A 22,160-nucleotide genomic window follows, 5' to 3' on the forward strand; every position below is an offset into this window, starting at 1 on the left:
GCGGCGGCCTACCCTGAGGGCATGGCCAGATCTCATCTCACTCTAGCCGCGCTGGCCACGGCCGCCGTCGCGGACCTGGAGGTCACGCGCGCGTCACGCCACGGCAGCGAGACGGGTGGCGACTTCGACTCCGCACTCGTCGACGGCCGCGCCGGAGAGCACTGCATCGTCCGTGTCCCCCGGTCGCAACGAGCCGAGGCCGAGCAATCGGCCGACCTCGACGCCTTGCGCGCGCTGAGCGCAGGCGTCCGCGGGCGGCTCTCGTTCGACGTACCCGCCTACCGCGGCCAGGCGCCGATCGGTCGCACGCGCGGCATCGTCTACGACGTCGTCCCCGGCGAGCACCTGTCGATCTCGCGACTGACCGCGACCAGCGACCTGCCCACGGCGCTGGGCCGTGCCGTGGCGGCGATCCACTCGCTGCCGACGAGCTTCGTGACCGACGCCGGCCTGACCAGCCACACACCGTTCGAGGCCATGCGCTCCTCGGCGGCGCTGGTCGATCGCGCGGCCTCGACGCGCCTGCTGCCCGCCGCGCTGCTCGAGCGCTGGGAGGCCGCCATCCAGGACTCGGTGCTGTGGCAGTTCCAGCCGACGGTGGTCAACGGCTCCCTCGACGCCGGTTCGGTGCTCGTCCTCGGCGACACCGTCAGCGGCGTGCTCGGCTGGCACGACCTGCAGGTCGGCGACCCCGCCCGCGACCTGGCCTGGTTGCTCGGCGCCCCGAGCCCGACGGCGGTCGACGCGGCGTTCGACGCCTACAACACCGCCCGCGGCACGAGCGACCACCAGCTGCGGCACCGGGCGACCCTGTACCGCGAACTCGACCTGGCGAAGTGGCTGCTGCACGGCACCGGCACCAAGAACACGTCGGTCGTCGACGACGCCGTCGAGATGATGACGAAGCTCGTCGACTCGTTGCCCGGTGATCGACGGGCCGGCATCGGCTCGGGATCGACCGCCGCCCTCGACGTCGACGGCGTCGAGGACCTGCTCGAGGCGACCGAGCGCCGTCACGTCTGAGACGACGCCTCGACCCGCTGCCAGAGCTCGACCAGTTCACGGCGGTCGGCCACGTGCCGGGGCCGCAGCACCACGTCGTCGGCCACGAAGTAGAAGACCGCGTCGATCCTGTCGGCCGGGATGCCCGTGAACTGGGCGTAGGCCTCGCGGTAGAGCGCCAGTTGGAGCTGCTTGAGCTCGAGATCGGCGTCGTCGGTGGGCGCTTTGCCCGTCTTCCAGTCGACGACCTCGAACCGGCCGTCGCGTTCGAACACGGCGTCGATCTTGCAGATGACGGTGCGATTGCCCAGGGGGAGGTGGATCTCGAGCTCGACGTCGGTGGGCTCGAGGGTCGCCCAGGCCGAGCGCTCGAAGGTCGTGACCAGGTGCTCGAACCTCCTCGCGTCGTCGGGGTCGACCGGCCCGGACCCGGGTGAGCCGACCCGCTCGTCGTCGAGATCGCTCTCGTCTCCCCAGGCGTCGAGGGTCTCGGCACGGCCCGTCGGTCGGAAGCGCTCTTCCACCCACTCGTGGAACAGCGTGCCGAGGCGGGTGGCCCGGTAGGGCCGTTCGGGCAGGGGGCGACGGAGGGCGGCGGCGACCGCGGCCGGGTCGTCGACGTAGTCCTTGAACCGTGAGGCGGGGATGCGCTGCGGCAGGGGAACCGCCCCGGCGCCCGCTCGCGCGGCGTCGCGCTCGAGCAGCAGCAGGTCGATGTCGGACGACCATCTCGACCGGGGCCGTGGCCGCTCCGTGTCGGCGGGCTCGTCTCGTGAGCGCCGGTCCACGGCCGCGGCGACCCGTGCCGCCGCGTCCTCGACGACCGCACGGCGCTGGCCCAGGGGGTCGAGCGGCCAGCTGAGCTCGCGGGATGCGGCGGCCAGGGGGTTCTCGTCGTCGTCGGGTCGCTCGGGCAGGTCACCGATCGGCACGAGTCCTCTCTCGGCCAGCTCGACGACGAACCGGCTCGCCGGACGAGGGCGCACGGCACTCGTCCAGAAGGAACCGCTCACGAGCAGGGCGTCACGGGCACGGGTGAGCGCGACGTAGGCCAGCCGCCGCTCTTCGGCCTGGTGTCGGACGACGAGCTCGTCCTTGAACGCCTTCAGCGACTGGTCGAACTCTTTCTGGTCGGCGACGCCCCGCCAGCCGAGGACCGGCAACTCGGCCGCGTCGCCGCGGAACTCGTACGGCAGTTCGCCGAAACCGAGCCACCCCACGCCCTCGCGCGACGTGCCGGGCAACTCGCCCTCGACCAGCCGGGGCACCGCCACGACGTCCCACTCGAGCCCCTTGGACCCGTGGATGGTCAGCAATTGGACGGTACCCCGCTCGGCCTGCTCGGACCGCGGCCCCATGTCGTCACGACGCTCGGCTGCCGCCAGCCACGACAGGAAGCCCCCGAGCCCGGCGTTCTCGTCGGTCGCGACGTACCCGGCCAGTTCGTCTTCGAAAGCCTGCAACCAGGCACCGCCCGAGGGCGCCCCGGTGGCCGCCGCCACCTCGACGTCGAGCAGCATCTCGTGCTCGACCAGCGTGACCAGATCGACGAGGTCGAGCCCGGTGCGGCCCCGGAGGAACGCGAGGTGCGAGCCCAACCGCCTCAGGCGCACGAGTCCTTCGTCGCTGAACTCGGCGAGCTGACGATGGGTCAGGGGTGCCGTGGCCACGAAGTCCAGGGCGTCGACGATGGACCCGTGCTCGCCGGCGGCCACCGACGCCCGGAACCCGGCGGCGACGTCGTCGTCGAGGCGCTGCTGGGCGTGGTCGTGCGAGAAGAGCCACGAGGCGACGTCGCGCAACCGCGCGATGTCTCGCACGCCGATCCGCCATCGGGCCCCGGCCATCAGACGGATCGCCTCGGAACCGGCCGACGGGTCGTGCAGCACCCGGAGGCAGGACACGAGGTCGACGACCTCGGGGCGTTGCAGGAGACCGCCGACGCCGAGCACGTGGTATGGCACCCCGCGCGCGGCCAGTGCCTCGACGAAGACGGGCATGGTCTTCTTCGACCGGAAGAGCAACGCCGCCGTCCGGCGGGCGGGCTCGCGGTCGACCACCGTGGGGAGGGCCAGCTCTCGCTGCAGCCACGCCGCGACCTGGTCGGCCTCACCCGGCAGCGTCTGGTCGAAGAGCAGCTCGACACGACCCTCGGGAGCACCCGGCCGGGGGCGCAGCTCGCCGACGACCGCACCGGCGGACCGTGCGAGCTCGGCCACGACCGTGTTGGCGGCGTCGAGAACGCGCGAGGCGTTGCGCCAGCTCGTCGAGAGGCTGAACACGGCGTCGGGTCGGGCCCCGAAGTCCACCGGGAACCGTCCGAGGTTCGCGGCGCTGGCCCCCCGGAACCCGTAGATGGACTGGTGGGGGTCGCCGACCGCCATGACCCCGGTGCCCTCGAAGAGGCGGGACAGCAAGGTGGTCTGCACGACGCTGGTGTCCTGGTATTCGTCGAGGAGCACGACGCGGTAGCGGTCGCGCAGCTCGGCCACGACGCTCGGAGCCGTGTCGCAGACCTCGAGGGCCAGGGCCACCTGGTCGGAGTACTCGACGAGGCCGCGACGGGCCTTCTCGTCGGCGAAGGCCGCGGCGAGGTCGAGCAGCGGCGGGAGGGCCGACACCGCGCCGACGGCGTCGACGACCGACTTGTAGGCGCTGCCCTTGGTCGACGGCAGACTCGCGAGGTCGAGGAACCGGTCGGCCAGGCGCGCCACGGGCTCGGGCCCGGTGACGTTCTCGCTGAGGGCGTGGCTCAGGCGGAGGACGGCCTCGGTGATGCCGTCGACGCTGCGGCCGAGCCCGGCGAGGCGCTCGTCGTGGCTTCCCACGACGAGTGAGCGCGCCAACTGCCAGGCCGACGCGTCGCCGAGCACCTGCGACTCGCTCTCGCGACCCACCCGCAGCGCGTTGTCCCGGAAGATCGCGTTGGCGAACGCGTTGTAGGTCGAGACGGTGGGCACGTCGAACGGGTCGGCCTCGTCGCCGAGCAGTCCGACGGCGGCGAGCTGGGCGATGCGCCGCTCGATGCGCTCACCGAGCTCACCGGCGGCCTTGCGGGTGAAGGTCAAGCCGAGCACCTGCGAGACGCCGACGAGGCGGTTGGCGAGCAGCCACACCACGCGGTTGGCCATGGTCTCGGTCTTGCCGCTGCCGGCGCCCGCCACCACGAGGGCGGGCTCGAGTGGGGCCTCGATGACGGCCTGCTGCTCGGGGGTCGGGGTGGGCAGCCCGAGTGCCTCGGCGATCTCGGCCGCTCCGAGCAGGGACGAGGAGGCGCGGGTCGTGTCGCCGACGCCGCTCCCGTCATCCGCACCCGCCGGTGCGGCCCGGCCCTCGGCCGTCACGAGCCGCTCACCTCGCCCACCACGTGGATGCGGCACGATCCACCGTGGCGGCCCTCGCAGTGGTCGTCGAGGCGGGCGACGAAGACCCGTCCCGCCATGTGCTCGGCCGCGTCGACGACCCGTGCCCGGAAGGCCGCGAGTCGGTCGTCGTCGAACGCCCCCTGGGCCGGCTCTCGGTACAGCTTGCCCCGGACGCCCGACGACACGATGACGAGCTTCGCCCCACCGGGGGGTGTGCCCTCGGGCACGGCCTCGACCGCGCCGTCGGCGAGGGCGACCTGATAGCTGCCCAACTGCGGGTGCTCGGCCACGGCCTGGGGCGACGTCGGGGCCGACCGCCCCGTCTTGAGGTCGACGATGACGGCGGCGCCCTCGCGGGTGCGCTCGACCCGGTCGATCGACCCGCGCAGACGAGCCGGCCCGATGTCGAGGGTGAAGGTCGACTCGGCTCCGAGGAGGCTGCCACCCGACGCCTCGAAGTCCCGCAGGTAGGAGGAGAGGCTCTCGGTCATGTCGCGCGCCCGGTGTTTCTCGGACTCGGCGATCCAGGCCGACTCGAACTCGAGCTCGGGCCAGCGTGCCTCGACCGCCCGCCAGAGCGAGTCGACGTCCGTGCCCTCGGCGTGCTCCATGACGTCGTGCAGCACCGTGCCGAGACCCATCGCCGCGTTGGGAGGGGAGCCGCCGAACCGGTCGACGAACCAGTGCAGGGGGCATTCTTCGAACGACCCGAGTTGCGACGGCGACACGGGGACGTGGGCCTCGGGGGCGTCGAGGTCGATGAGCGGCTCGACGGTGGTCGGCTCGAGCAGCCCGTACCAGTCGTCCGGGGACGCCCCGGCCACGCCCTCGTGGGCGAGTCGGGCCAACGCCTCGACCGCGTCGTCTGCCCGGGGGCCGTGAGGCGACGAGACGAGCACGTGCCGGAGGTGCCCCACGAGCCCTCGGAGCGACAGGGGGTGCCCGGCGGGGGCTTCCGGGCAGCCGTCGGGCAGCAGCCGGAAGAACGGCGAGGGGCCCTCGTCGTCGTTCGAGGTGCAGGAGAGCACGACCTGCCGGGTGGCGCGTGACACCGTGAGGGCGAACATGCGCAACTCGTCGGACAGCACCGCGGCCCGGGCGTCGGAGGGGGCGGCCGGCTCGTCGTCACGGTCGTCGGACGGGCCGCCCCGGAGCAGACCGCGCTCGGCCAGGGCGACGAGTTCGTCGGGCGCGAGCAGCCCGCCACGGATGCGGAGGTTCGGCCACACGCCGTCCTGCAGGCGCGCGGCGACGACCACGTCGACCTCGACTCCGACGGCGTTCGACGGTGAACAGACCAGCACCGTCTCGGCCGTCGCCTGTGGCGAGAGCGTGTCTTCGGGCACCTCGGCCCCGAGCAACGAGTCGAGGAAGGCCCCGGCCGGCGCCTCGGGGGTGCGTTCGACGAAGCGCTTGGCGGCCGTGAACAGCGCGACGACGCCGTCGAGGTGACGGTCGGCCTCGGCGGCGACGATGCCGTGACCGTCGCTCCGCGCCGACCATTCGGCCGCGAGTCCGCTGCGCTCCCACAGGCCCCAGAGCACTTCTTCGATGCTCGCACCGGTCGCGGCGGCACGACGGGCCGCGTCCAGGCTGGACGAGAATCGCCCGGCACGGGCCGCGAACCTCGAGTCGATCGTGACGAACCGACCGGCCCCCTCGAGGGCCTCCACGAGCAGGTCGTCGGCCGAGCGGACGCCGCCCGCCCCGAGCTCGTCGGCGCGCAGAGCGAGCCTCAGGCGTCGCAGCGAGAGCGGGTCGAAGCCGGCGAGAGGCCCCAGCAGCAACTCGGTCGCGAGCTCGACGGTGAGCTCGTCGCGTCCGACGGCCACGGAAGCGGCGAGCAACAGGTGACGCGCCGCGTGCTCGTCGCGAACGGCGCGTCCGGCGACGGAGGTGCGGGTCGGCACCTCGGCGAGCTGCAGCCCCCGCGCGACGCCGGCCACCTGCCCGCCGCTGCGGACGACGACCATCATGCGCGACCACGGCACCCCGCGGACCAGGTGGTGCTCGCGCAGGAGTCGGGCCACCGACGCCACTTCGTGGGTCGGCCTGTCGGCCCGGACGGTGACGATCGGGGGCACCGGGGAGTCGGACCCGTCGCCGAGCTCGGAGGGCTCGGCCACCGGCGCAGCCACCGCGGCGTGCTGACGACCGGCGCCGGCCGTCCCGATCCGGGAGGTGACGCGCTGCACGAGATCCCGCAGCGGCGGCTGGTGGCGGTGGGCCGTCGAGAGGTAGAGCGTCTCGACGTCGGACAGGCCGAGCCGGGGGCCGAGCCGGCCGAGCACGTCCGGCGTACCGCCCCGGAACGCGCTGGTCGACAGGTCGGGGTCGCCGAACGCGATCACGGCGACGCCCCGCCGGGTCAGGGCGCGCAACAGCGCCACGGTCGACTCGGTCGCTTCTTGCGCGTCGTCGACGAGGACGACCCGCAGTCCGTCGACGGCCGGGGCGGTCTCGCCGCGGTCGAGGGCGGCGACGGCGTAGTCGACGAGCTCGGCCGAGTCGAGGTGCCGCCCCCGGGCCGCGTCGAGCACGCCCAGGTACTCGTCGCGGAAGTCGGCCACCGCCGCCCATTCGGGCCGGTCGGCCCGTTCGGCGGCACGTCGGAGCCCCTCGGACCCGATGCGGTGCTCGGTCGACCGCATGAGGACCTCACGCAGCTCCGTCCGGAACCCGCGGAGCCGACGCACGGTCGGGCCGAGCCCGTCGGGCCAGGACGGCCCCGTCCCGTCGAGCTCGTGCCCTTCGAGCAGGGATCGGACGATGCTGTCCTGATCGCCCCCGGTGAGGAGGGTCGGTGCGGGGAGGCCGACGAGTCGCGCCGCGTGGCCGACCACGTCGAACGCGAGCGACGAGACGGTGCGGGCCAGGGGTCCCGGGGTGGGGACGGTGAGCCGCGACGCGATCACGTCGCGCAGGGTCGTGGCCGTCGACCGCGTCGGCGCCAGCGCCATCACGGCCGCCGGGCCCCACGCGCGCACCTCGACCCGGTCCACCACGAACTCGACGAGCGTGCGGGTCTTGCCCGAACCCGGGGCACCCAGGACGGCCGCCGACCGCCCGTCGGGGAGGTCGAGCACGGCTCGCTGCGAGTCGTCGAGAGCCGTCGGCACCACGGCTCGCGTGGGCCCCGGGAGGGGCGGGGAGACGGTCGAGGCCATGTCCCGACGCTACCGGCTCGCACCGACATCGAGGTCGGTCCGGTGCGCGGGCGACGGCCCGAGGGGCAACCGCCTGTGCGCCGACAGTGAACGTGCAGAGCCGGGGCGGCGAGGTCGGTTATCGTGACCACGTGGACATTCGCATCGGCATCACCAACAGCCCCCGTGAGATCAGCTTCGAGACGGCGCAGACCGCCGACGAGGTCGAGAAGGTCGTCGGCGACGCGCTCGACGGCGGCAAGTCGTACGTCACCCTCGCCGACTCCAAGGGCAAGACCTACCTGGTCCCCACCGCGTCGCTCGCCTACGTCGAGGTCGGCAGCGAAGAGAGCCGCAAGGTCGGGTTCGTCAGCTAGCCGTGGAACTCCTCTTCGTCGTCCTGGGCGGCGCCATCCTCGGGTTCGTCCTCCACTACGCGCTGCCCGACGCCGACACCCGCGGCGTCCTGCTCGCGCCGGCCTCCGGTGCCGTCGTGGCGGCGATCGTGTGGGAGGCCCTCACCTGGGCGGGGTGGCCCGCGGACGGCGGCTGGATCTGGGTCGTGGGGCTCGTCCTCCCGGCCGTCGCTGCCTTCGTGGTCTGCCGCGTCGCGGCCGTCCGTCGTCGGGCACGAGACAGTGAGCACTTCGCCCGCCTGGTGCGCTCCGCATCCTGACACCGAACCTCCGGTCGGCCGCCTCTGGTGTGAGGTCCACCCGCGCACCCGCGACGGGTCTCCCCGGAGCCGGCCCCGCGGGAACGACTCAGGCGGTGAGCCCGAGGGCGTCCATGCGGCGGGTGTGGGCGGCGATGAGTTCGGTGAAGACCGGCTCGAGACGCTCGTCGTCCGCCGACACGTGCGACGCCGAGACGGCAGCGCGCGCGACCAACAGGGTGTCGCCCACCAGCCTGCGCCCCCAGAGGGCCAGCCGAGACGCCAGGCGCGGGTCGGCCTCGATGGCCGCCGAGAGCTCTCGGACGACGAGCGGTGCGTCGTCGTGGGCCTTGAGCACCGCCACGATGCGCTTGTGGTGGTCGGCGGGCAGCCCGGCCGCCAGCCGGACGAACACGTCGTTGAGCAGGCCCGCCGCGACGTAGTCCGCGAGGATCGCCTCGTACCAGTCCGTGCCTTCGGTCCGAGCCCGGAATTCGTCGATCGCGGCGATGTGGGGTTCCATCGACTCGGTGGCGTCGTGCCCCGACCGTTCGATCTCGGCCACCAGGCCACGGTGTCGTGCCAACGTCGTCTCGGCGATGCGACCGGTGGTCTCCTTCGCACGGACGTCGGGGGCGAACGCCGACGATCGTCCGAGAGTCTCGAAGAGCGCGAGCTCGAGGTAGGCCGCGTGCCCCAGGAAGACCAACAGGTCAGGGGTGAACTGGTCGAGCTCGACCCGCGCCGCGGGGGTCGGCTTCGACACGGGCCGCGGCCACTGCAGGGACGGGACGCCGCGTTTCGCACCTCGACCGGGCCAGGACACCACGCCCACATCTTACGGGGTCCGAGGGGCCGCCCGTCGCGACGGGCTAAACTCCTCGCATCCCCCTATATGAGACAGGGCAACACTTTGACATTCACTGACCTCGCGATCGACCCCGACATGGTCGACGCTCTGGCGTCGAAGGGGATCCTCGAACCTTTCCCCATCCAGACCCAGACCATCCCCCTCGCCCTCGCCGGCCAAGACATCATCGGCCAGGCCAAGACGGGCACCGGCAAGACCTTCGGCTTCGGCCTCCCGATCATCCAGCGCATCGGCCTCGACCCGGCCCCCGGCGTCAAGGTGCTCGTCGTCGTCCCCACCCGCGAACTCTGCGTCCAGGTGGCCGACGACCTCGAGGTCGCCACCGCGAACCGTGCCACCAAGATCGTCAGCATCTACGGCGGCAAGGCCTACGAGGGCCAGGTCGAGCAGCTCAAGGCCGGCGCGCAGATCGTCGTGGGCACCCCCGGGCGCCTCCTCGACCTGGCCGGCCAGCGCCTCCTGAACCTCAAAGAGGTGCAAGAGGTCGTGCTCGACGAGGCCGACAAGATGCTCGACCTGGGCTTCCTCAGCGACATCGAGAAGATCTTCCAGCAGGTTCCGGCCACCCGTCACACCATGTTGTTCTCGGCGACGATGCCCGGCCCCATCGTGGCGCTGGCCCGCCGCTTCATGTCGAAGCCGATCCACATCCGCGCGACCGACCCCGACGAGGGCCTCACGCAGGCGAACATCAAGCACGTCGTCTACCGCGCCCACTCGCTCGACAAGGACGAGGTGATCGCGCGCATCCTCCAGGCCGAGGGTCGTGGCAAGACCGTCGTCTTCACCCGCACCAAGCGCGCGGCCGCCAAGCTCGTCGAAGAGCTGAACGATCGTGGCTTCAACGCGGCCGCCGTCCACGGCGACCTCAACCAAGAGCAGCGCGAGCGCGCCATGGCCGCCTTCAAGGCGGGCAAGAAGGACATCCTGATCGCGACCGACGTCGCGGCCCGCGGCATCGACGTGAACGACGTCACGCACGTGATCAACCACACCGTGCCCGACGACCACGACACGTACCTGCACCGCGCCGGCCGCACCGGCCGTGCGGGCAAGACCGGCATCGCCGTGACGTTCGTCGACTGGGACGACCTGCACAAGTGGGCCCTGATCAACCGGGCCCTCGACATGGGTCAGCCCGAACCGGTCGAGACCTACTCGTCGAGCCCGCACCTCTTCACCGACCTCGACATCCCCGCCGGCACCAAGGGGCGCCTGCGCGCGACCTCCCTGTCGGCGGTCAAGGCGGGTTCGGCCGGCTCGCGCGAGCGCACCGGTGGCCCGCAGGGTGACCGAGACAGGGGTCGCGGTCGCGGTCGCGGCGACGCCCCCGTGCGGACCTCGGGTGAACCCTCGGCCACGGGCCGCGGTGCCGCACAGGCATCCGACGCGGCCGCTCCGGCCGACGAGGCCACGGGTGAGGCCCCGCGCAAGCGCAGCCGCAACCGTCGCCGCCGCCCGGCGGGCGACTCGTCGTCGCAGCCCCAGGGCTGACGCTCGACCCTCACCGAGACCCCCTCGACCGTTCGCGGCGAGGGGGTCTCGTGCGTCCGGCCCGTCGCCGTCCGGGACGTCGCCGTCCGGGACGAGAAGGCGCGGCTCGGCTCAGCCCCGGACGGGCACCCACCCGGTCGCCGCGTCGACGATCCGGTCGAGTTGCTCGGGAGCCGTGGTGTTCTCGCCCAGCCGGTTGGGCTTGCCGTCGCCGTGGTAGTCGCTCGACCCGGTCACGATGAGGTCGTGCCGCCGGGCGAGCTCGAGCAGTCGCGCCTTGCCCGCCGTGGTGTTCTCGCGGTGGTCGATCTCGACGCCGAGCAGGCCGGCGTCGACCAGGGCCTCGAAGCCCTCGCTCGAGACGTTGGGCTCGCGCCCCCGGGTCGCGGGGTGGGCGATGACGGGGACTCCCCCGGCGTCGCGGATCAGTCGGACGCCGATCAGGGGGCTGGGTGCCTCGTGCGGTTCGTAGTACCCGGACCGCCAGTGCAGGATGCCCGCGAACGCGGCGCTGCGGTCGGGTGCGTAGCCCTTCGCGACGAGGGCGTCGGCGATGTGCGGCCGGCCCAGCGTCGCCCCCGAGCTGGCCTGCGCGAGGACGTCGCCCCAGGTGAGGTCGTAGTCGGCGGCGATGCGCTCGACGATGCGCTCGGCGCGGTGCAGGCGACTGTCGCGGAGGCGGGCCGTCTCGGCGACCAGACCCGGGTGCGCGGGGTCGAAGAGGTAGCCGAGCATGTGCACGCTGTTCAAGCCGAGCCGGGTGCTGAGCTCCATGCCGGGGACGAGGGTGAGCCCCGTCCCGGCGACGGCGGCCGAGGCCTCGGACCAGCCGGCGGTGCTGTCGTGGTCGGTCAGGGCGACGGTGTCGAGCCCCGCCCGCACGGCCGACGCGATCAACGCGGCGGGCGCCTCGGTGCCGTCCGACACGCTCGAGTGAGTGTGCAGATCGACCAGGCGCGTGGGCATCCCCCCATCGTAGGCGGCGCGCATCCGAGCCGTCCGTGCGGCGCCCGACCTGCGGTCGGGGGTTCCCCTAGGCTCCAGTGGCCATGATCCGTCGTCTCGTCGCCCTCGTCTTCGTCCTCGCCGTCGCCGCCGTGCTGGTGGCCGCCCTCTGGCCCCAGGCCGTCGGGCTGCAGCGCGTCTTCCCGGTCGCTCAGGTCGTGTCGTTCCGCCTCGTCGCCGCGGCCGTGGCGATCGTCCTGACGGTGCTGCTGCTCGTGCTCGGCCTGATCGCCCGACCGATCCGGTCGTTGACGGCGAGTGCGGCCGTGCTGCTGCTCGTCTTCGGCGTCCTCTCGGCCGGCGTCGTGACGGCTCGAGGCCTCGGCCGCACCGACTTCGTCGAGAAGACGCCCACCGACGTCACCGTCCTGTCGTGGAACACGCTCGGCGCGGCGACCGGGGCCGACGCCGTGGTCGCCCTCGCGACCGAGGTCGGCGCCGACGTGATCGCCCTCCCCGAGACCCGACAGGAGGTCGGCGTCGCCGTCGCCGAGGCCATGGCCGCCGCCGGCAAGCCCATGTGGGTGCACACGGTGGCCTACGACCAGATCGCGAGCGGCCGCTCGACGACCCTGCTGATCAGCGCCGCGCTCGGCGACTACCAGGTCGCGGTCGGAGACGACGGCACCACCGACGCGCGCACGACACCCGTGCTCCCGACGGTCGTCGCGACGCCCGTGTCGGGCGAGGGTCCCACGATCGTCGCCGCCCACCCCGTGTCGCCGACGCCCGATCACATGGGGCAGTGGCGCGCCGGCCTCGGGTACCTCGCCGACGTCTGCCGGTCGGGCGACGTCATCATGGCGGGCGACTTCAACGCCACGCTCGACCACATGGCCGGGCTCGGTTCCGACGGCGGGGCCCTCGGCGCCTGCCGTGACGCCGCCGAGGCGACCGCCAACGCCGGGGTCGGCACCTGGCCGACCGACGTCCCTCCCCTCCTCGGCGCCCCGATCGACCACGTCATGGCGACCGAGCAGTGGCTGCCGACCGGCTTCCGGGTCGTGACCGAGCTCGACGACGCCGGCAGCGACCACCGTCCGGTCGTCGCCCAGCTCAGTCGCACGGGGGCCTGACCCCGCCGACTGGGCGTCCGGCCCGTTTGGCGGGACAATGGTGGGCATGGCAGATCAGAAGGCGCCGCGCGCGACCACCAACCGCTCCACCACCCCCGGGTCGGACACGTTCAAGGACTACATCTCGTCGCAGTGGGCCGACCGCCCGGACGTCCTGCCCGAGCCGCGTGAGCAGGCGCCGTTCGCCGCCGACCGCCGCGCACGACTGTCCGCGCTGCACCCGGGCACCCGCCTGGTCGTGCCGGCCGGCTCCTCGAAGGTCCGCTCGAACGACTGCGACTACCCCTTCCGCGCGCACTCGGCGTTCTCGCACCTGACGGGCTGGGGTTCCGACACCGTGCCCGGTTCGGTGCTCGTGCTCGAGCCCACGGCCGACGGTCACGACGCCACCCTGTACCTTCGCGCGAGCGCCGGACGCGACTCGGACGAGTTCTACGCCAACCCCGAGATCGGCGAGTTCTGGATCGGGCCACGCCCCTCGTTGACGCAGGTCGCCGCCGACCTGGGTCTCGCCACGCGTGACCTGGCCGACTTCGAGGCCGTGGTCAGCACGGTCGACGCCGAGACCCTCGTCGTCCGCGAAGCCGACCCCGACCTGACCCGTCGTGTCGATGCCGTCGTCGAGGCCGCAGCCGAGCAGTCCCCCGCCTCGGCGGCGGGCGACGTGACCCCCGACGACGACGGCACCCCCGGGCGGGCGACCTCGGCCCACCTCGCCCGCGACCTGAGCGAGCTGCGGCTCGTCAAGGACGCGTACGAGGTCGCCCAGATGCGCCAGGCGGTGACGGTGACGGGCAAGGGCTTCACCGACGTGATCGCCGACTTCGACGACATCGTCGCGCACCCGCGCGGCGAACGCCTCGTCGAGGGCACCTTCAACCGTCGCGCCCGCGCCGACGGCAACACGGTCGGCTACGACACGATCGCCGCGTCCGGCGACCACGCCTGCGTCCTGCACTGGACCCGCAACGACGGCGTCGTGCGCGACGGCGACCTCATCCTGATCGACGCCGGCATCGAGCTCGACAGCCTCTACACGGCCGACATCACCCGCACGCTGCCCGTCTCGGGCCGGTTCACCGACGTGCAGCGCCTGGTCTACGAGGCCGTGCTCGAGGCGGCCGACGCGGCGTTCGCGATCGTGCGCCCGGGCATCGCGTTCCGCGAGATCCACGCGACGGCCATGAAGGTCATCGCCGAGCGCACGGCCGAATGGGGCTTCCTGCCGGTCTCCGCCGACGAGTCGCTGAAGCCCGACCACCAGTACCACCGCCGCTACATGGTGCACGGCACGAGCCACCACCTCGGCATCGACGTGCACGACTGCGCCGCCGCCCGCCGCGACCTCTACCTCGACGGCGTGCTCGAGCCCGGCATGGTGTTCACGATCGAGCCCGGCCTGTACTTCCAGCCCGACGACCTCACCGTCCCGGAAGAGTTCCGCGGCATCGGCGTCCGCATCGAGGACGACATCCTCGTGACCGCCGACGGTGCCGAGAACCTGTCGGTCGGCATCCCCCGCACGGTCGCCGACGTCGAGGCGTGGATCTCGCGCGACTGAGGTCCGACGCCGAAGGGCCCCGGGTGCATCGCACCCGGGGCCCTTCGTCCGTCCACGCCCCGATCAGCGAGGCAGGGTCATCGCCCGTCGGACGACTCGTCGCCGACCGGGGCCGACGGGTCGTCGACCTCGGCCTCGGCCGGCGTCCCGTCCCGTCGCCGACCCGTGACGATCGCCACGACCACACCGGCGGCGGCCAGCACGACGATCGCGACGGCGATGCCGATGACGAGACCGGCGTTCACCGAGCCCGACTCGGACGCTGCCGACGGCGTCGCCACGGTGTCGTCACCCGGGGTCGCCATGGTCGTCATCTCGGGCTCGGTCGACGCCGAGGGCGAGGCCGCAGCGGTCTCGTCGCCGGAGGAGGCGCCGGAGTCGCCCCCCGCGCCTCCTGCGCTGCCGCAGCTCGGACGGGTCGGCGAGCCGTCCCCCTCGGCGGTGCCCGCGGCGGGTGCGTAGGTGAACGGGACGGCGTCCGACACGGTGTGACCGTCCGCCGAGACCGCCTGGTAGGTCATCGTGTAGGCACCGGGCGCCCCGAGCGCGACACCGGTCGCGAGGGTCGGCCCCGAGGTGGTCGAGCAGCCGTCCTCGTAGTGCAGGCCTGCGGCGTCGGTCACCTCGAGCACGTTCGAGCTGCCCGTCCCCGAGAGGTCGAGGATCACGTCGTTGAACGTGATCGACACGGTCGCCGGGGACGAGTCGACGGTCGAGCCGGCGGCGGGCGTGCTGCTCACGACGTAGTCGTGCGCCGCGGCCGGGCCCGCCGGCACGAGGGCGAGGACGCCGGTCGCGGCGCCGAGGCCGGCGATCGCGAGGACGCCGAGGAGGCGCGGTGCCCGCAGGCGCGCGGCCGTCACGCGTCCACCCGGCCGCTCGTCGAGGCACCGGACGCCGTCGCCCGGGGCCGCCGGGTCAGTGCCACGACCGAGACGACGAGCGCCAGGGCGCCGAGGGCGAGTCCGCCGATGCCGAGGCCGATCGCGAGCGGTCCGACCGCTCCGTCGCCGGACCCCGACGCCGAGTCGCCGGAGGTGCTGAGACCCGCGGTCGTCGTGTCGTCGTCCATCTCGTGCCCGGCGTGCTCGTCGGCCGGCGGGGCGTCGTTGACGTAGAGGGTCGGTGCGGGGTGCTCGGGCTCTTCTCCCGAGGCCGGCGTCGCGTCGGCCCAGTCGACGACCGTGCCGTCCGAGTAGCGCTGGTGGGCAGGAAGGGCGATCGACCCGGTGTCGGGCACCGCACCGGCCGAGATGACGAACTCCTGGAACTGACCCGGGGCGATCTGCGTGTCACCTTCGGCCGTCCAGGTCACCTGGGTCGGCGCCTCGGTGATCGTGGTGCCGTCGAGCTCGACCGGCTCGGGCAGCGTGCTGGTGGTGACCTCGGTGGTCCACCCCGGCAGGGGCTGGTACGACACCGAGGTGAACGGGGTGTCGGTGGGCAGGTCGACGACGAGCCCGACGGTGCCGGCGGTCGCGGACTCGTTCGGCACCTTGAAGGTCAGCGTCTCGTACGAGCCGGCCTCGGCCTGGCCGGGCTCGACGTGGACGTGGGCCGACGCCGCGAGGGGCGCGGCCAGCGCGAGCAGGGCGGCGGCGCCGAGAGCGGCGGCCGACCGGGCGACGACGGCGGACGACCGGGGACGGCGGGTCGTGAGGGATGCGGGGACGGTGGTGCGGTTCATGGATCTGGTCCTCTCGATCGCGAGTGCGATCGGTCTGCGGTGCATGACGATGGGGCCCGACGGCGCGGGGGCGCTCACGACGGGGTCACCGACGACGGAGTCGACGGCGTGAGGGGTCAGGCAGGGCAGGGCGGGCCGCGGCGGGGCCGGGCCGTGAGGTGTCGCTGCCCGGGAGGGCACGGACGGAGGCCGGCCGGGGTCGGCGGGCGGCGGACGACGGGCGCCTCGGGCCGGTGCCCGGCCGTCAGGAGGCGCGCGACGGTCAGACCGCGGACGGCCAGTCGGACGAGGGCCCACGCGGCACCCTCACCCCGCCGGAGGGCGACGATCGTGACCACGGCCGCGAGGGCGTGGGCCAGCCACATGGTGGGGCCGCCCATGACCATGGCACCCGCGATCGCACCGGACGCCGACCCGTCCGCGGCCGTCGAGATGACGAGCGCCGAATGGTGGCCGCCCGTGGCGGAGGCTCCGCCGCCACCCTCGGCGCCGAGTGAGAAGAGCAGGTGGAACGCGACCTGGCTGAGCGTGACCGCGACGGCCAGCCGCACGGTCGAGAGGTGCACGCCGGCCAGGGCGATCGAGACGGGCACGGCCACGGCGAGAGCGAGGACCACGCCGAGCACGCCGGGTTGCATGCCGCCGCCCGCCACGTGGGAGAAGGCCGCGACCATGGTCGAGGCGCCGGCGGTCAGCCAACCACGCGCGAAGCGCTCGGCCCGGGTGGCCGTCGTGGAGGGGTAGCGGGGTGCCATGTCGACACCAGGGTACGTCAGCGGCGCGGGGTCTCGGGACGGGCGAGGATCTCGTGCGCCCGACCGGAGACCTCGGGGTCGACCACGATCTGGTAGTTCGACGCGAGCACCTGGTGCGTCGAGGTGAAGTCGCGGCGACGTCGCGTGATCGCGAAGCTGACGATGCCGTAGAGCATGCCGAAGCCCGCACCGAGCAGGGCGGCCGCCCCGACGGTGGCCGCGGTCGCCGTCTCGGTCGCGAAGACGAGCATGACGAGCCCGAAGAAGACCCCGAGCCAGAGTCCGGTCACGGCCCCCGCCAGCGCGGCGCGCCCGTAGCTCAGCCGACCGGTGACGCGTTCGACGGTCTTGAGGTCGTTGCCGATGATCGCCAGCCGCTTGATCGGGAACTCGGCCTGCGACAACCGGTCGACCACGCGCTGGGCCTCGGGATACGTGTCGTAGGTGCCGAGGACGTCGCCCCGCGGCAGGGTGGGCACCATCGGCTGGCGTCGCCCCACGGGGCCCGGGTTCGTCATCCCTGCATTAAACACGGTGCCCCTGCCGAGCCCCCGTCGGCGACGACGGTGCGAGCGACTAAATTGGACGCGTGAGTGCAACCAGAGTCTTCGTCGCCCGGCTGGCCGGTTGCTCCGTCTTCGACCCCGCGGGCGACAAGGTCGGCAAGGTGCGCGACGTGCTGGTGGTCTACCGCCGCACCGGGGCGCCCCGCGTGGTGGGGCTCGTGGTCGAGGTCCCCGGCAAACGCCGGGTCTTCGTGGGCATCGGCCGTGTCACGAGCATCGGCTCGGGCCAGATCATCACGAACGGCGTCATCACCCTCCGCCGCTTCGAGCAGCGTGGCGGCGAGACCCGGGTCATCGCCGACCTGCTCGGTCGCCGGGTGTCGTTCCGGCACGGCGGCGGCCACGCCACCATCGAGGACGTGGCGATCGACGAGGTGAGCGAGGGCGACTGGGAGGTCGGCCAGCTCTTCCTGCGCAAGCCCAAGACGTCGCCGTCGCCGTTCGTCAAACCGCCCACCGCGTTCGCGGCCTGGGACGACGTGATCGAAGAGGCCGGGCCGGGCGAGGCGCAGAGCGCCGAGCACCTCATCGCCGCGTACTCCGACCTCGTGCCCGCCGACCTCGCGAACACCCTGCTCGACCTCACGCCCGAGCGGCGGCTCGAGGTCGCCGGCGAACTGTCCGACGACCGCCTCGCCGACGTGCTCGAAGAGTTGCCCGAGGCCGAGCAGGTCGAGATCTTCACGGGCCTCGACGACCACCGCGCGGCGAGCGTCCTCGACCAGATGCAGCCCGACGACGCGGCCGACCTCATCGCCCAGCTGCCCGACGAGCGCACCGAGCAACTCCTGACGTTGATGGAGCCCGACGAGGCCGACGACGTGCGCATGCTGCTCAGCTACGACTCCGACACCGCCGGCGGCCTGATGACGACCGAGCCCGTCATCGTCTCGGCCGATGCGACCGTCGCCGAGGGCCTGGCCCTCATCCGTCGCCACGAGCTGGCTCCCGCGCTCGGCGCGGCCGTCTGCGTCGTCCTGCCGCCCTACGAGCCGCCCACCGGCCGGTTCCTCGGCATGGTGCACTTCCAGCGGATGCTCCGCTACCCGCCGAACGAGCGCCTGGGCACGATCCTCGACCAGACCACCGAACCGGTCCGCGTCGACGCGACGGCCCTCGAGGTCACGCGGGTCATGGCGACCTACAACCTCGTCTCGGTGCCCGTCGTCGACTCGTCGCACCGCCTGGTCGGCGTCGTCACCATCGACGACGTGCTCGACCACGTGCTGCCCGACGACTGGCGCAGTCAAGACCCCGACCAACCCCTGACCGCGAGCCGACCGCGTGGTCGCGCCCGTCGCCCCGCGATCGGCCAGAGCACGAGGAGCGACGATGGCCCGCGATAACCGCAACGACGTCCGCCTCGACGCCCCGAAGGGCCTGCGCCCCCGGGTGCTGCCCGGGCGCAAGCGCGTCAGCAGCGACCGGTTCGGCCGGGCCACCGAGTCGATCGCCCGCGGCATGGGGACGCCCTACTTCCTGATCGCCCTCACCCTGTTCTGCGTCGTCTGGATGATCTACAACACGGTCGCCCCCGTCGACATCCGGTTCGACAGCGCGGCCATCGGCTTCACGGCGCTGACGCTGATCCTGTCGCTGCAGGCCTCGTACGCCGCTCCCCTGATCCTGCTCGCGCAGAACCGTCAGGACGATCGCGACCGCGTGCAGTTCGAACAGGACCGTCAGCGCGCCGAGCGCAACCTGGCCGACACCGAGTACCTGGCCCGCGAGGTCGTCGCCCTCCGCATCGCGATCCGTGACATGGCGAGCAAGGACTTCATCCGGGCCGAGCTGCGCTCGCTGCTCGACGAGCTCGACCGGCGCGACGACGACGAGGCCTCCGGGGTCGAGACGACCCGCGCCTCCTCGTCCCCGTCACGACGCGAGACCCGGCGCGACGGGCACCGTGGCTGAGCCGTCCCCGACGACCCGGCCACCGGTGCCGACACCGGACGACGTGCGCCGCGCGCTCGGTCGGGTGCTCGACCCCGAGATCCGCAAGCCCGTCACCGAGCTCGACATGATCGGCGACGTCGCCGTCGACGCAGGAGGCGCGGCGACGGTGGCCGTGAAGCTCACGATCGTGGGCTGTCCCGCCGCCGACACGATCGAACGCGACGTCCGCGAGGCCACCGCCTCGGTGGCCGGCGTCACCGGCGTCACCGTCGACGTGACCGTCATGACCAAGGACGAACGACACGCCCTCACCGAGAAGCTCCGGGCGGGCCGGGCGGCGCGGGGCATGCAGTTCGGGCCCGACACGCTGACCCGGGTGTACGCCGTCACGAGCGGCAAAGGCGGCGTGGGCAAGTCCACCGTCACCGCGAACCTCGCCGTCGCCCTCGCGGCCCGCGGCCTGGCGGTCGGCATCGTCGACGCCGACGTCTACGGCTTCAGCATCCCCGGGTTGCTGGGCCTCGTCGGTTCCGACGGCGCGTCCGTGAAGCCCACCCGCGTCGACGACATGATCCTGCCGCCCGTGGCCCACGGCGTGAAGGTCATCTCGATCGGCATGTTCGTCGACGACGCCTCGACCGCGGTCGCCTGGCGGGGGCCGATGCTGCACCGCACGATCCAGCAGTTCCTCACCGACGTGTACTTCGGCGACCTCGACGTGCTGTTGCTCGACCTGCCTCCCGGCACGGGTGACGTCGCCATCTCGGTGGGGCAGTTGCTGCCGCACGCCGAGGTGCTGGTCGTCACGACGCCTCAACCGGCCGCCGCCGACGTGGCCGAGCGCAGCGGGCTCGTGGCGCGCCAGACGGGTCAGCGGCTGCTCGGAGTGGTCGAGAACATGGCCGGTCTGCCCCAGGCCGACGGCAGCGTCCTCGAGCTCTTCGGGTCGGGCGGTGGCGCCGAGACGGCACGCCGACTGTCGGCCGGGCAAGAGGCCGAGGTGCCGCTGCTCGCCAGCGTGCCGCTCAGCCTGGGCCTGCGGCAGGGCGGTGACGACGGGGTGCCGGTCGTGCTCGCCGCTCCCGACGATCCTGCGGCCGCGGCCATCGACGAGCTGGCGGGCCGACTGGCCGTGCGGGCCCGGGGGCTGGCCGGCCGCAAGCTCGGACTCAGCGTCACCTGACGCGGGTCGACGACTCGACGCGTGCAGAAAGGGCACCTCGCGTGGCGAGGTGCCCTTTCGTCACAGCGTCCCGCCCGGGGGCGGCGACGTGCTCGTGCCGCACCCCAGCACGGGGGCGGCACACGCGGCGACGGCACGCTCAGGAGGGAGACGCACCGACCACCGCGAAGTCGACTACGACCAGCGGTTGTAGGTCTTGGTCGGGATGGCGCGGAAGCCGTCGCGGGCGACCGAGACGAGCGAGCCGGCGATTCCGACGACTGCGGCGATGACGAGGACGATGATTCCGGTGAGCATGGGGGACTCTTTTCTGGCGCGGTTCGGCGCGCGGTTCTGCGTGGTGGGATGGATTCGCCACCGAGCCCGGGACCAGGTCGACCGGAGCTCGGGAGCGCTACGACGCGCTCCGGGGACTCCTCAATGATGCGCCTCGAAAAGCGGTAGATCAATCTCACGTTTCTACCGAAACAGGGTAGTTTCACTACATGGATGTCAAGCGCCTCGAACTGCTCCGCGAACTCGCCGAACGAGGCAGTGTGGCCGCCGTCGCCCGGGCCACCCACCGCACCCCGAGCGCCGTCTCACAGCAGCTCAAGGTGCTCGAGCGCGAGGCCGGTGTCGCACTGACCGAGCGGGTGGGACGCGGCATCGTGCTCACCGGCTCCGGGCGCGTGCTGGCCCAGACGGCCACCGACGTCGCCGTGGCCCTCGAGCGCGCCCAGGCGGTCTGGGACGACTTCATCGCGACCCCGCAGGGCGAGGTCACGTTGGCCACCTTCCCGACGGGCGGGCAGATGCTGCTGCCGGGTTTGCTGCGCACGGTGGCCGAGACCCCGGGCCTCGTGGTGGTCGCGAGCGACCACGACCCGTCGATCCGTGAGTTCCCCGAACTGGCCGCCGACCACGACGTCGTCGTCGCGCACTCGTCCGACGACAAGCCCTGGCCCGGCCGTGGGCTCGTCACCGTCCCGCTGCTGACCGAGCCCCTCGACATCGCCCTGCCCGCCGACCACCGCCTGGCCGGTCGCGCCTCGCTCGCACCCGGCGACCTCGAGGGCGAGAACTGGATCGGCGTCCCGCACGACTTCCCGTTCGAGTGGGTCTATCGCGAGATCGAGCGGGTGACCGGCAGCCCCGTGCGCGTCGCCCAGCGCTTCAGCGACACCAAGGTGACCGAGTCGCTCGTCGGGGCCGGCCTCGGCATCGCCGTGCTGCCGCGCTTCACCGCCAAGGACGCCCGTGACGACATGGTGCTCGTGCCCCTCGAGAGCATCCGGGCCGTGCGCTGGGTCTCGGCCGTGATGCGGCGCGACAGGGCCGAGCGCCCCTCCGTGCGGCGGGTCGTGGACGCCCTCCGGGCCGAGGCCTCCCGCGTGGCGGCGCTGCACGGCGGCGTCTGACGCTAAGCCCGGACTTCAGGGCCCCGTCGGCCCCCGAGGCCGGAGGGGCCACGAAGCGAGCGGGGTCAGGAGGCGCGGCGCAGCAGGCGCGTCAGGTCGCCTCGGAGTCGTACGGCGGCACCTCGCCCGTCGCGAGGGGCACGACCTGAGCGGTGGAGCGGCCCCCGGGCAACCCCGCGGACACGGCCGCGGCGGCACCGGCCGTCGCCATGCTCGGCGCCGAGGGCTTGGGAGCGGCGTCCGTGCCGTCGAGCAACGCGTCGCGGATGATGCGCCGCGGGTCGTACTGGCGCGGGTCGAGCTTCTGCCATTCGACGTCGTCGAACTCGGGGCCCATCTCGTCGCGCATGCGGGTCTTGGCGCCGTTGGCCATGTCGCGCACCGTCCGGACGAGCTGGGCGAGCTTCGAGGCGTACCCGGGCAGCCGTTCGGGACCGAGCAGGAAGACCGCGAGCACACCGATGATGAGCAGCTTGTCGAACGTCAGACCGAACATGG

Annotated in this window: 20 protein-coding genes; 10 read left to right on the top strand and 10 right to left on the bottom strand. The window is 72.9% G+C overall.

Translation table 11 applies throughout. From position 1 onward, the window contains the following. Positions 1–21 precede the first annotated feature (21 nt). Positions 22–1,023 carry a phosphotransferase gene (locus ASG28_RS08325; protein ID WP_055974006.1) on the top strand — a complete coding sequence of 334 codons (1,002 nt, stop codon included), beginning with the start codon at positions 22–24 and terminating at the stop codon, positions 1,021–1,023. Here the strand turns inward: ASG28_RS08325 and ASG28_RS08330 are convergent. Further along, positions 1,014–4,346 carry a UvrD-helicase domain-containing protein gene (locus ASG28_RS08330; protein WP_200925271.1) on the bottom strand — a complete coding sequence of 1,111 codons (3,333 nt, stop codon included), beginning with the start codon at positions 4,344–4,346 and terminating at the stop codon, positions 1,014–1,016. The genes ASG28_RS08325 and ASG28_RS08330 overlap by 10 nt on opposite strands. Further along, positions 4,343–7,534, bottom strand: a complete 3,192-nt coding sequence (locus ASG28_RS08335; protein ID WP_055974008.1) for a UrvD/REP family ATP-dependent DNA helicase — start codon at positions 7,532–7,534, stop codon at positions 4,343–4,345. Before ASG28_RS08335 ends, ASG28_RS08330 begins: the two co-directional genes overlap by 4 nt. Positions 7,535–7,665: 131 nt before the next feature. On the opposite strand from ASG28_RS08335, the gene ASG28_RS08340 reads away from it, so the two are divergent. Together ASG28_RS08340 and ASG28_RS08345 are read left to right on the top strand one after the other, a co-directional pair. Beyond that, complete coding sequence (locus ASG28_RS08340; RefSeq protein WP_043595511.1) at positions 7,666–7,890, top strand: DUF3107 domain-containing protein; 225 nt, start codon at positions 7,666–7,668, stop codon at positions 7,888–7,890. Between the two features lie 2 nt (positions 7,891–7,892). After that, a complete protein-coding gene (locus ASG28_RS08345) occupies positions 7,893–8,189 on the top strand; it encodes a hypothetical protein (RefSeq protein WP_200925274.1) in 297 nt (98 codons plus the stop codon). 88 nt (positions 8,190–8,277) lie between these two features. Here the strand turns inward: ASG28_RS08345 and ASG28_RS08350 are convergent, their stop codons facing one another. After that, the gene (locus ASG28_RS08350) at positions 8,278–8,997 is read right to left on the bottom strand and encodes a ferritin-like fold-containing protein (RefSeq protein WP_082454752.1); all 720 of its coding nucleotides are present in this window, start codon (positions 8,995–8,997) and stop codon (positions 8,278–8,280) included. An 84-nt stretch (positions 8,998–9,081) separates the two neighbouring features. Here ASG28_RS08350 and ASG28_RS08355 point away from each other — a divergent pair, with 84 nt between their 5' ends. Next, a complete protein-coding gene (locus ASG28_RS08355) occupies positions 9,082–10,533 on the top strand; it encodes a DEAD/DEAH box helicase (protein ID WP_055974011.1) in 1,452 nt (483 codons plus the stop codon). 111 nt (positions 10,534–10,644) lie between these two features. On the opposite strand, the gene ASG28_RS08360 is transcribed toward ASG28_RS08355, so the two are convergent. Then, positions 10,645–11,499 carry a PHP domain-containing protein gene (locus ASG28_RS08360; protein WP_055977257.1) on the bottom strand — a complete coding sequence of 285 codons (855 nt, stop codon included), beginning with the start codon at positions 11,497–11,499 and terminating at the stop codon, positions 10,645–10,647. Positions 11,500–11,582: 83 nt separating this feature from the next. Here ASG28_RS08360 and ASG28_RS08365 point away from each other — a divergent pair, with 83 nt between their 5' ends. Together ASG28_RS08365 and ASG28_RS08370 are read left to right on the top strand one after the other, a co-directional pair. After that, positions 11,583–12,614: an endonuclease/exonuclease/phosphatase family protein gene (locus tag ASG28_RS08365; RefSeq protein WP_055974015.1), complete on the top strand. Its 1,032-nt coding sequence runs from the start codon at positions 11,583–11,585 to the stop codon at positions 12,612–12,614. 46 nt (positions 12,615–12,660) lie between these two features. After that, positions 12,661–14,175 carry an aminopeptidase P family protein gene (locus ASG28_RS08370; protein WP_055977260.1) on the top strand — a complete coding sequence of 505 codons (1,515 nt, stop codon included), beginning with the start codon at positions 12,661–12,663 and terminating at the stop codon, positions 14,173–14,175. 77 nt (positions 14,176–14,252) lie between these two features. Here ASG28_RS08370 and ASG28_RS08375 read toward each other — a convergent pair whose 3' ends face one another. The 4 genes from ASG28_RS08375 to ASG28_RS08390 form a co-directional block, all read right to left on the bottom strand. Continuing rightward, on the bottom strand, positions 14,253–15,038 hold the full coding sequence (locus ASG28_RS08375; RefSeq protein WP_235477689.1) for a copper resistance CopC family protein: 786 nt from the start codon (positions 15,036–15,038) through the stop codon (positions 14,253–14,255). Then, the gene (locus ASG28_RS08380; RefSeq protein ID WP_082454514.1) at positions 15,035–15,862 is read right to left on the bottom strand and encodes a YcnI family copper-binding membrane protein; all 828 of its coding nucleotides are present in this window, start codon (positions 15,860–15,862) and stop codon (positions 15,035–15,037) included. The genes ASG28_RS08375 and ASG28_RS08380 overlap by 4 nt, the downstream gene beginning before the upstream one ends. Positions 15,863–15,978: 116 nt before the next feature. Next, entirely contained in the window at positions 15,979–16,617 is a 639-nt protein-coding gene (locus ASG28_RS08385) for a hypothetical protein (RefSeq protein WP_055974020.1), read from the bottom strand. Positions 16,618–16,634: 17 nt separating this feature from the next. After that, positions 16,635–17,135 (bottom strand): general stress protein, encoded by a 501-nt coding sequence (locus tag ASG28_RS08390; RefSeq protein ID WP_056051146.1) that lies wholly within the window; start codon positions 17,133–17,135, stop codon positions 16,635–16,637. A gap of 71 nt (positions 17,136–17,206) precedes the next feature. Between ASG28_RS08390 and ASG28_RS08395 the strand changes: the two genes are divergently transcribed. Genes ASG28_RS08395 through ASG28_RS08405 form a run of 3 tightly spaced genes read left to right on the top strand, consistent with a single transcriptional unit; the run spans position 17,207 to position 20,262 of the window. Further along, on the top strand, positions 17,207–18,529 hold the full coding sequence (locus ASG28_RS08395; RefSeq protein WP_055974024.1) for a magnesium transporter MgtE N-terminal domain-containing protein: 1,323 nt from the start codon (positions 17,207–17,209) through the stop codon (positions 18,527–18,529). Continuing rightward, positions 18,516–19,097 (top strand): DUF1003 domain-containing protein, encoded by a 582-nt coding sequence (locus ASG28_RS08400; RefSeq protein ID WP_055974027.1) that lies wholly within the window; start codon positions 18,516–18,518, stop codon positions 19,095–19,097. The genes ASG28_RS08395 and ASG28_RS08400 overlap by 14 nt, the downstream gene beginning before the upstream one ends. After that, positions 19,090–20,262, top strand: coding sequence for an Mrp/NBP35 family ATP-binding protein (locus ASG28_RS08405; RefSeq protein ID WP_235477691.1), 1,173 nt, complete (start codon positions 19,090–19,092; stop codon positions 20,260–20,262). Before ASG28_RS08400 ends, ASG28_RS08405 begins: the two co-directional genes overlap by 8 nt. Before the next feature lie 174 nt (positions 20,263–20,436). Here the strand turns inward: ASG28_RS08405 and ASG28_RS17005 are convergent, their stop codons facing one another. After that, positions 20,437–20,559 carry a hypothetical protein gene (locus ASG28_RS17005; protein ID WP_255349746.1) on the bottom strand — a complete coding sequence of 41 codons (123 nt, stop codon included), beginning with the start codon at positions 20,557–20,559 and terminating at the stop codon, positions 20,437–20,439. 188 nt (positions 20,560–20,747) lie between these two features. Here ASG28_RS17005 and ASG28_RS08410 point away from each other — a divergent pair, with 188 nt between their 5' ends. Next, positions 20,748–21,662, top strand: a complete 915-nt coding sequence (locus ASG28_RS08410) for a LysR family transcriptional regulator (protein WP_055974033.1) — start codon at positions 20,748–20,750, stop codon at positions 21,660–21,662. 91 nt (positions 21,663–21,753) lie between these two features. On the opposite strand, the gene ASG28_RS08415 is transcribed toward ASG28_RS08410, so the two are convergent. Beyond that, complete coding sequence (locus ASG28_RS08415) at positions 21,754–22,158, bottom strand: hypothetical protein (protein ID WP_055974037.1); 405 nt, start codon at positions 22,156–22,158, stop codon at positions 21,754–21,756. Between the last annotated feature and the right edge of the window lie 2 nt (positions 22,159–22,160).

Source organism: Frigoribacterium sp. Leaf415, assembly GCF_001424645.1.
GTDB lineage: Bacteria > Actinomycetota > Actinomycetes > Actinomycetales > Microbacteriaceae > Frigoribacterium.

Coding starts and splice junctions, on each gene's coding strand:
- ASG28_RS08325 (WP_055974006.1), top strand. CDS start 22: ATGGCCAGATCTCATCTCACTCTAGCCGCGCTGGCCACGGCCGCCGTC.
- ASG28_RS08335 (WP_055974008.1), bottom strand. CDS start 7,534: ATGGCCTCGACCGTCTCCCCGCCCCTCCCGGGGCCCACGCGAGCCGTG.
- ASG28_RS08360 (WP_055977257.1), bottom strand. CDS start 11,499: ATGCCCACGCGCCTGGTCGATCTGCACACTCACTCGAGCGTGTCGGAC.
- ASG28_RS08365 (WP_055974015.1), top strand. CDS start 11,583: ATGATCCGTCGTCTCGTCGCCCTCGTCTTCGTCCTCGCCGTCGCCGCC.
- ASG28_RS08370 (WP_055977260.1), top strand. CDS start 12,661: ATGGCAGATCAGAAGGCGCCGCGCGCGACCACCAACCGCTCCACCACC.
- ASG28_RS08380 (WP_082454514.1), bottom strand. CDS start 15,862: ATGAACCGCACCACCGTCCCCGCATCCCTCACGACCCGCCGTCCCCGG.
- ASG28_RS08385 (WP_055974020.1), bottom strand. CDS start 16,617: ATGGCACCCCGCTACCCCTCCACGACGGCCACCCGGGCCGAGCGCTTC.
- ASG28_RS08390 (WP_056051146.1), bottom strand. CDS start 17,135: ATGACGAACCCGGGCCCCGTGGGGCGACGCCAGCCGATGGTGCCCACC.
- ASG28_RS08400 (WP_055974027.1), top strand. CDS start 18,516: ATGGCCCGCGATAACCGCAACGACGTCCGCCTCGACGCCCCGAAGGGC.
- ASG28_RS17005 (WP_255349746.1), bottom strand. CDS start 20,559: ATGCTCACCGGAATCATCGTCCTCGTCATCGCCGCAGTCGTCGGAATC.
- ASG28_RS08410 (WP_055974033.1), top strand. CDS start 20,748: ATGGATGTCAAGCGCCTCGAACTGCTCCGCGAACTCGCCGAACGAGGC.
- ASG28_RS08415 (WP_055974037.1), bottom strand. CDS start 22,158: ATGTTCGGTCTGACGTTCGACAAGCTGCTCATCATCGGTGTGCTCGCG.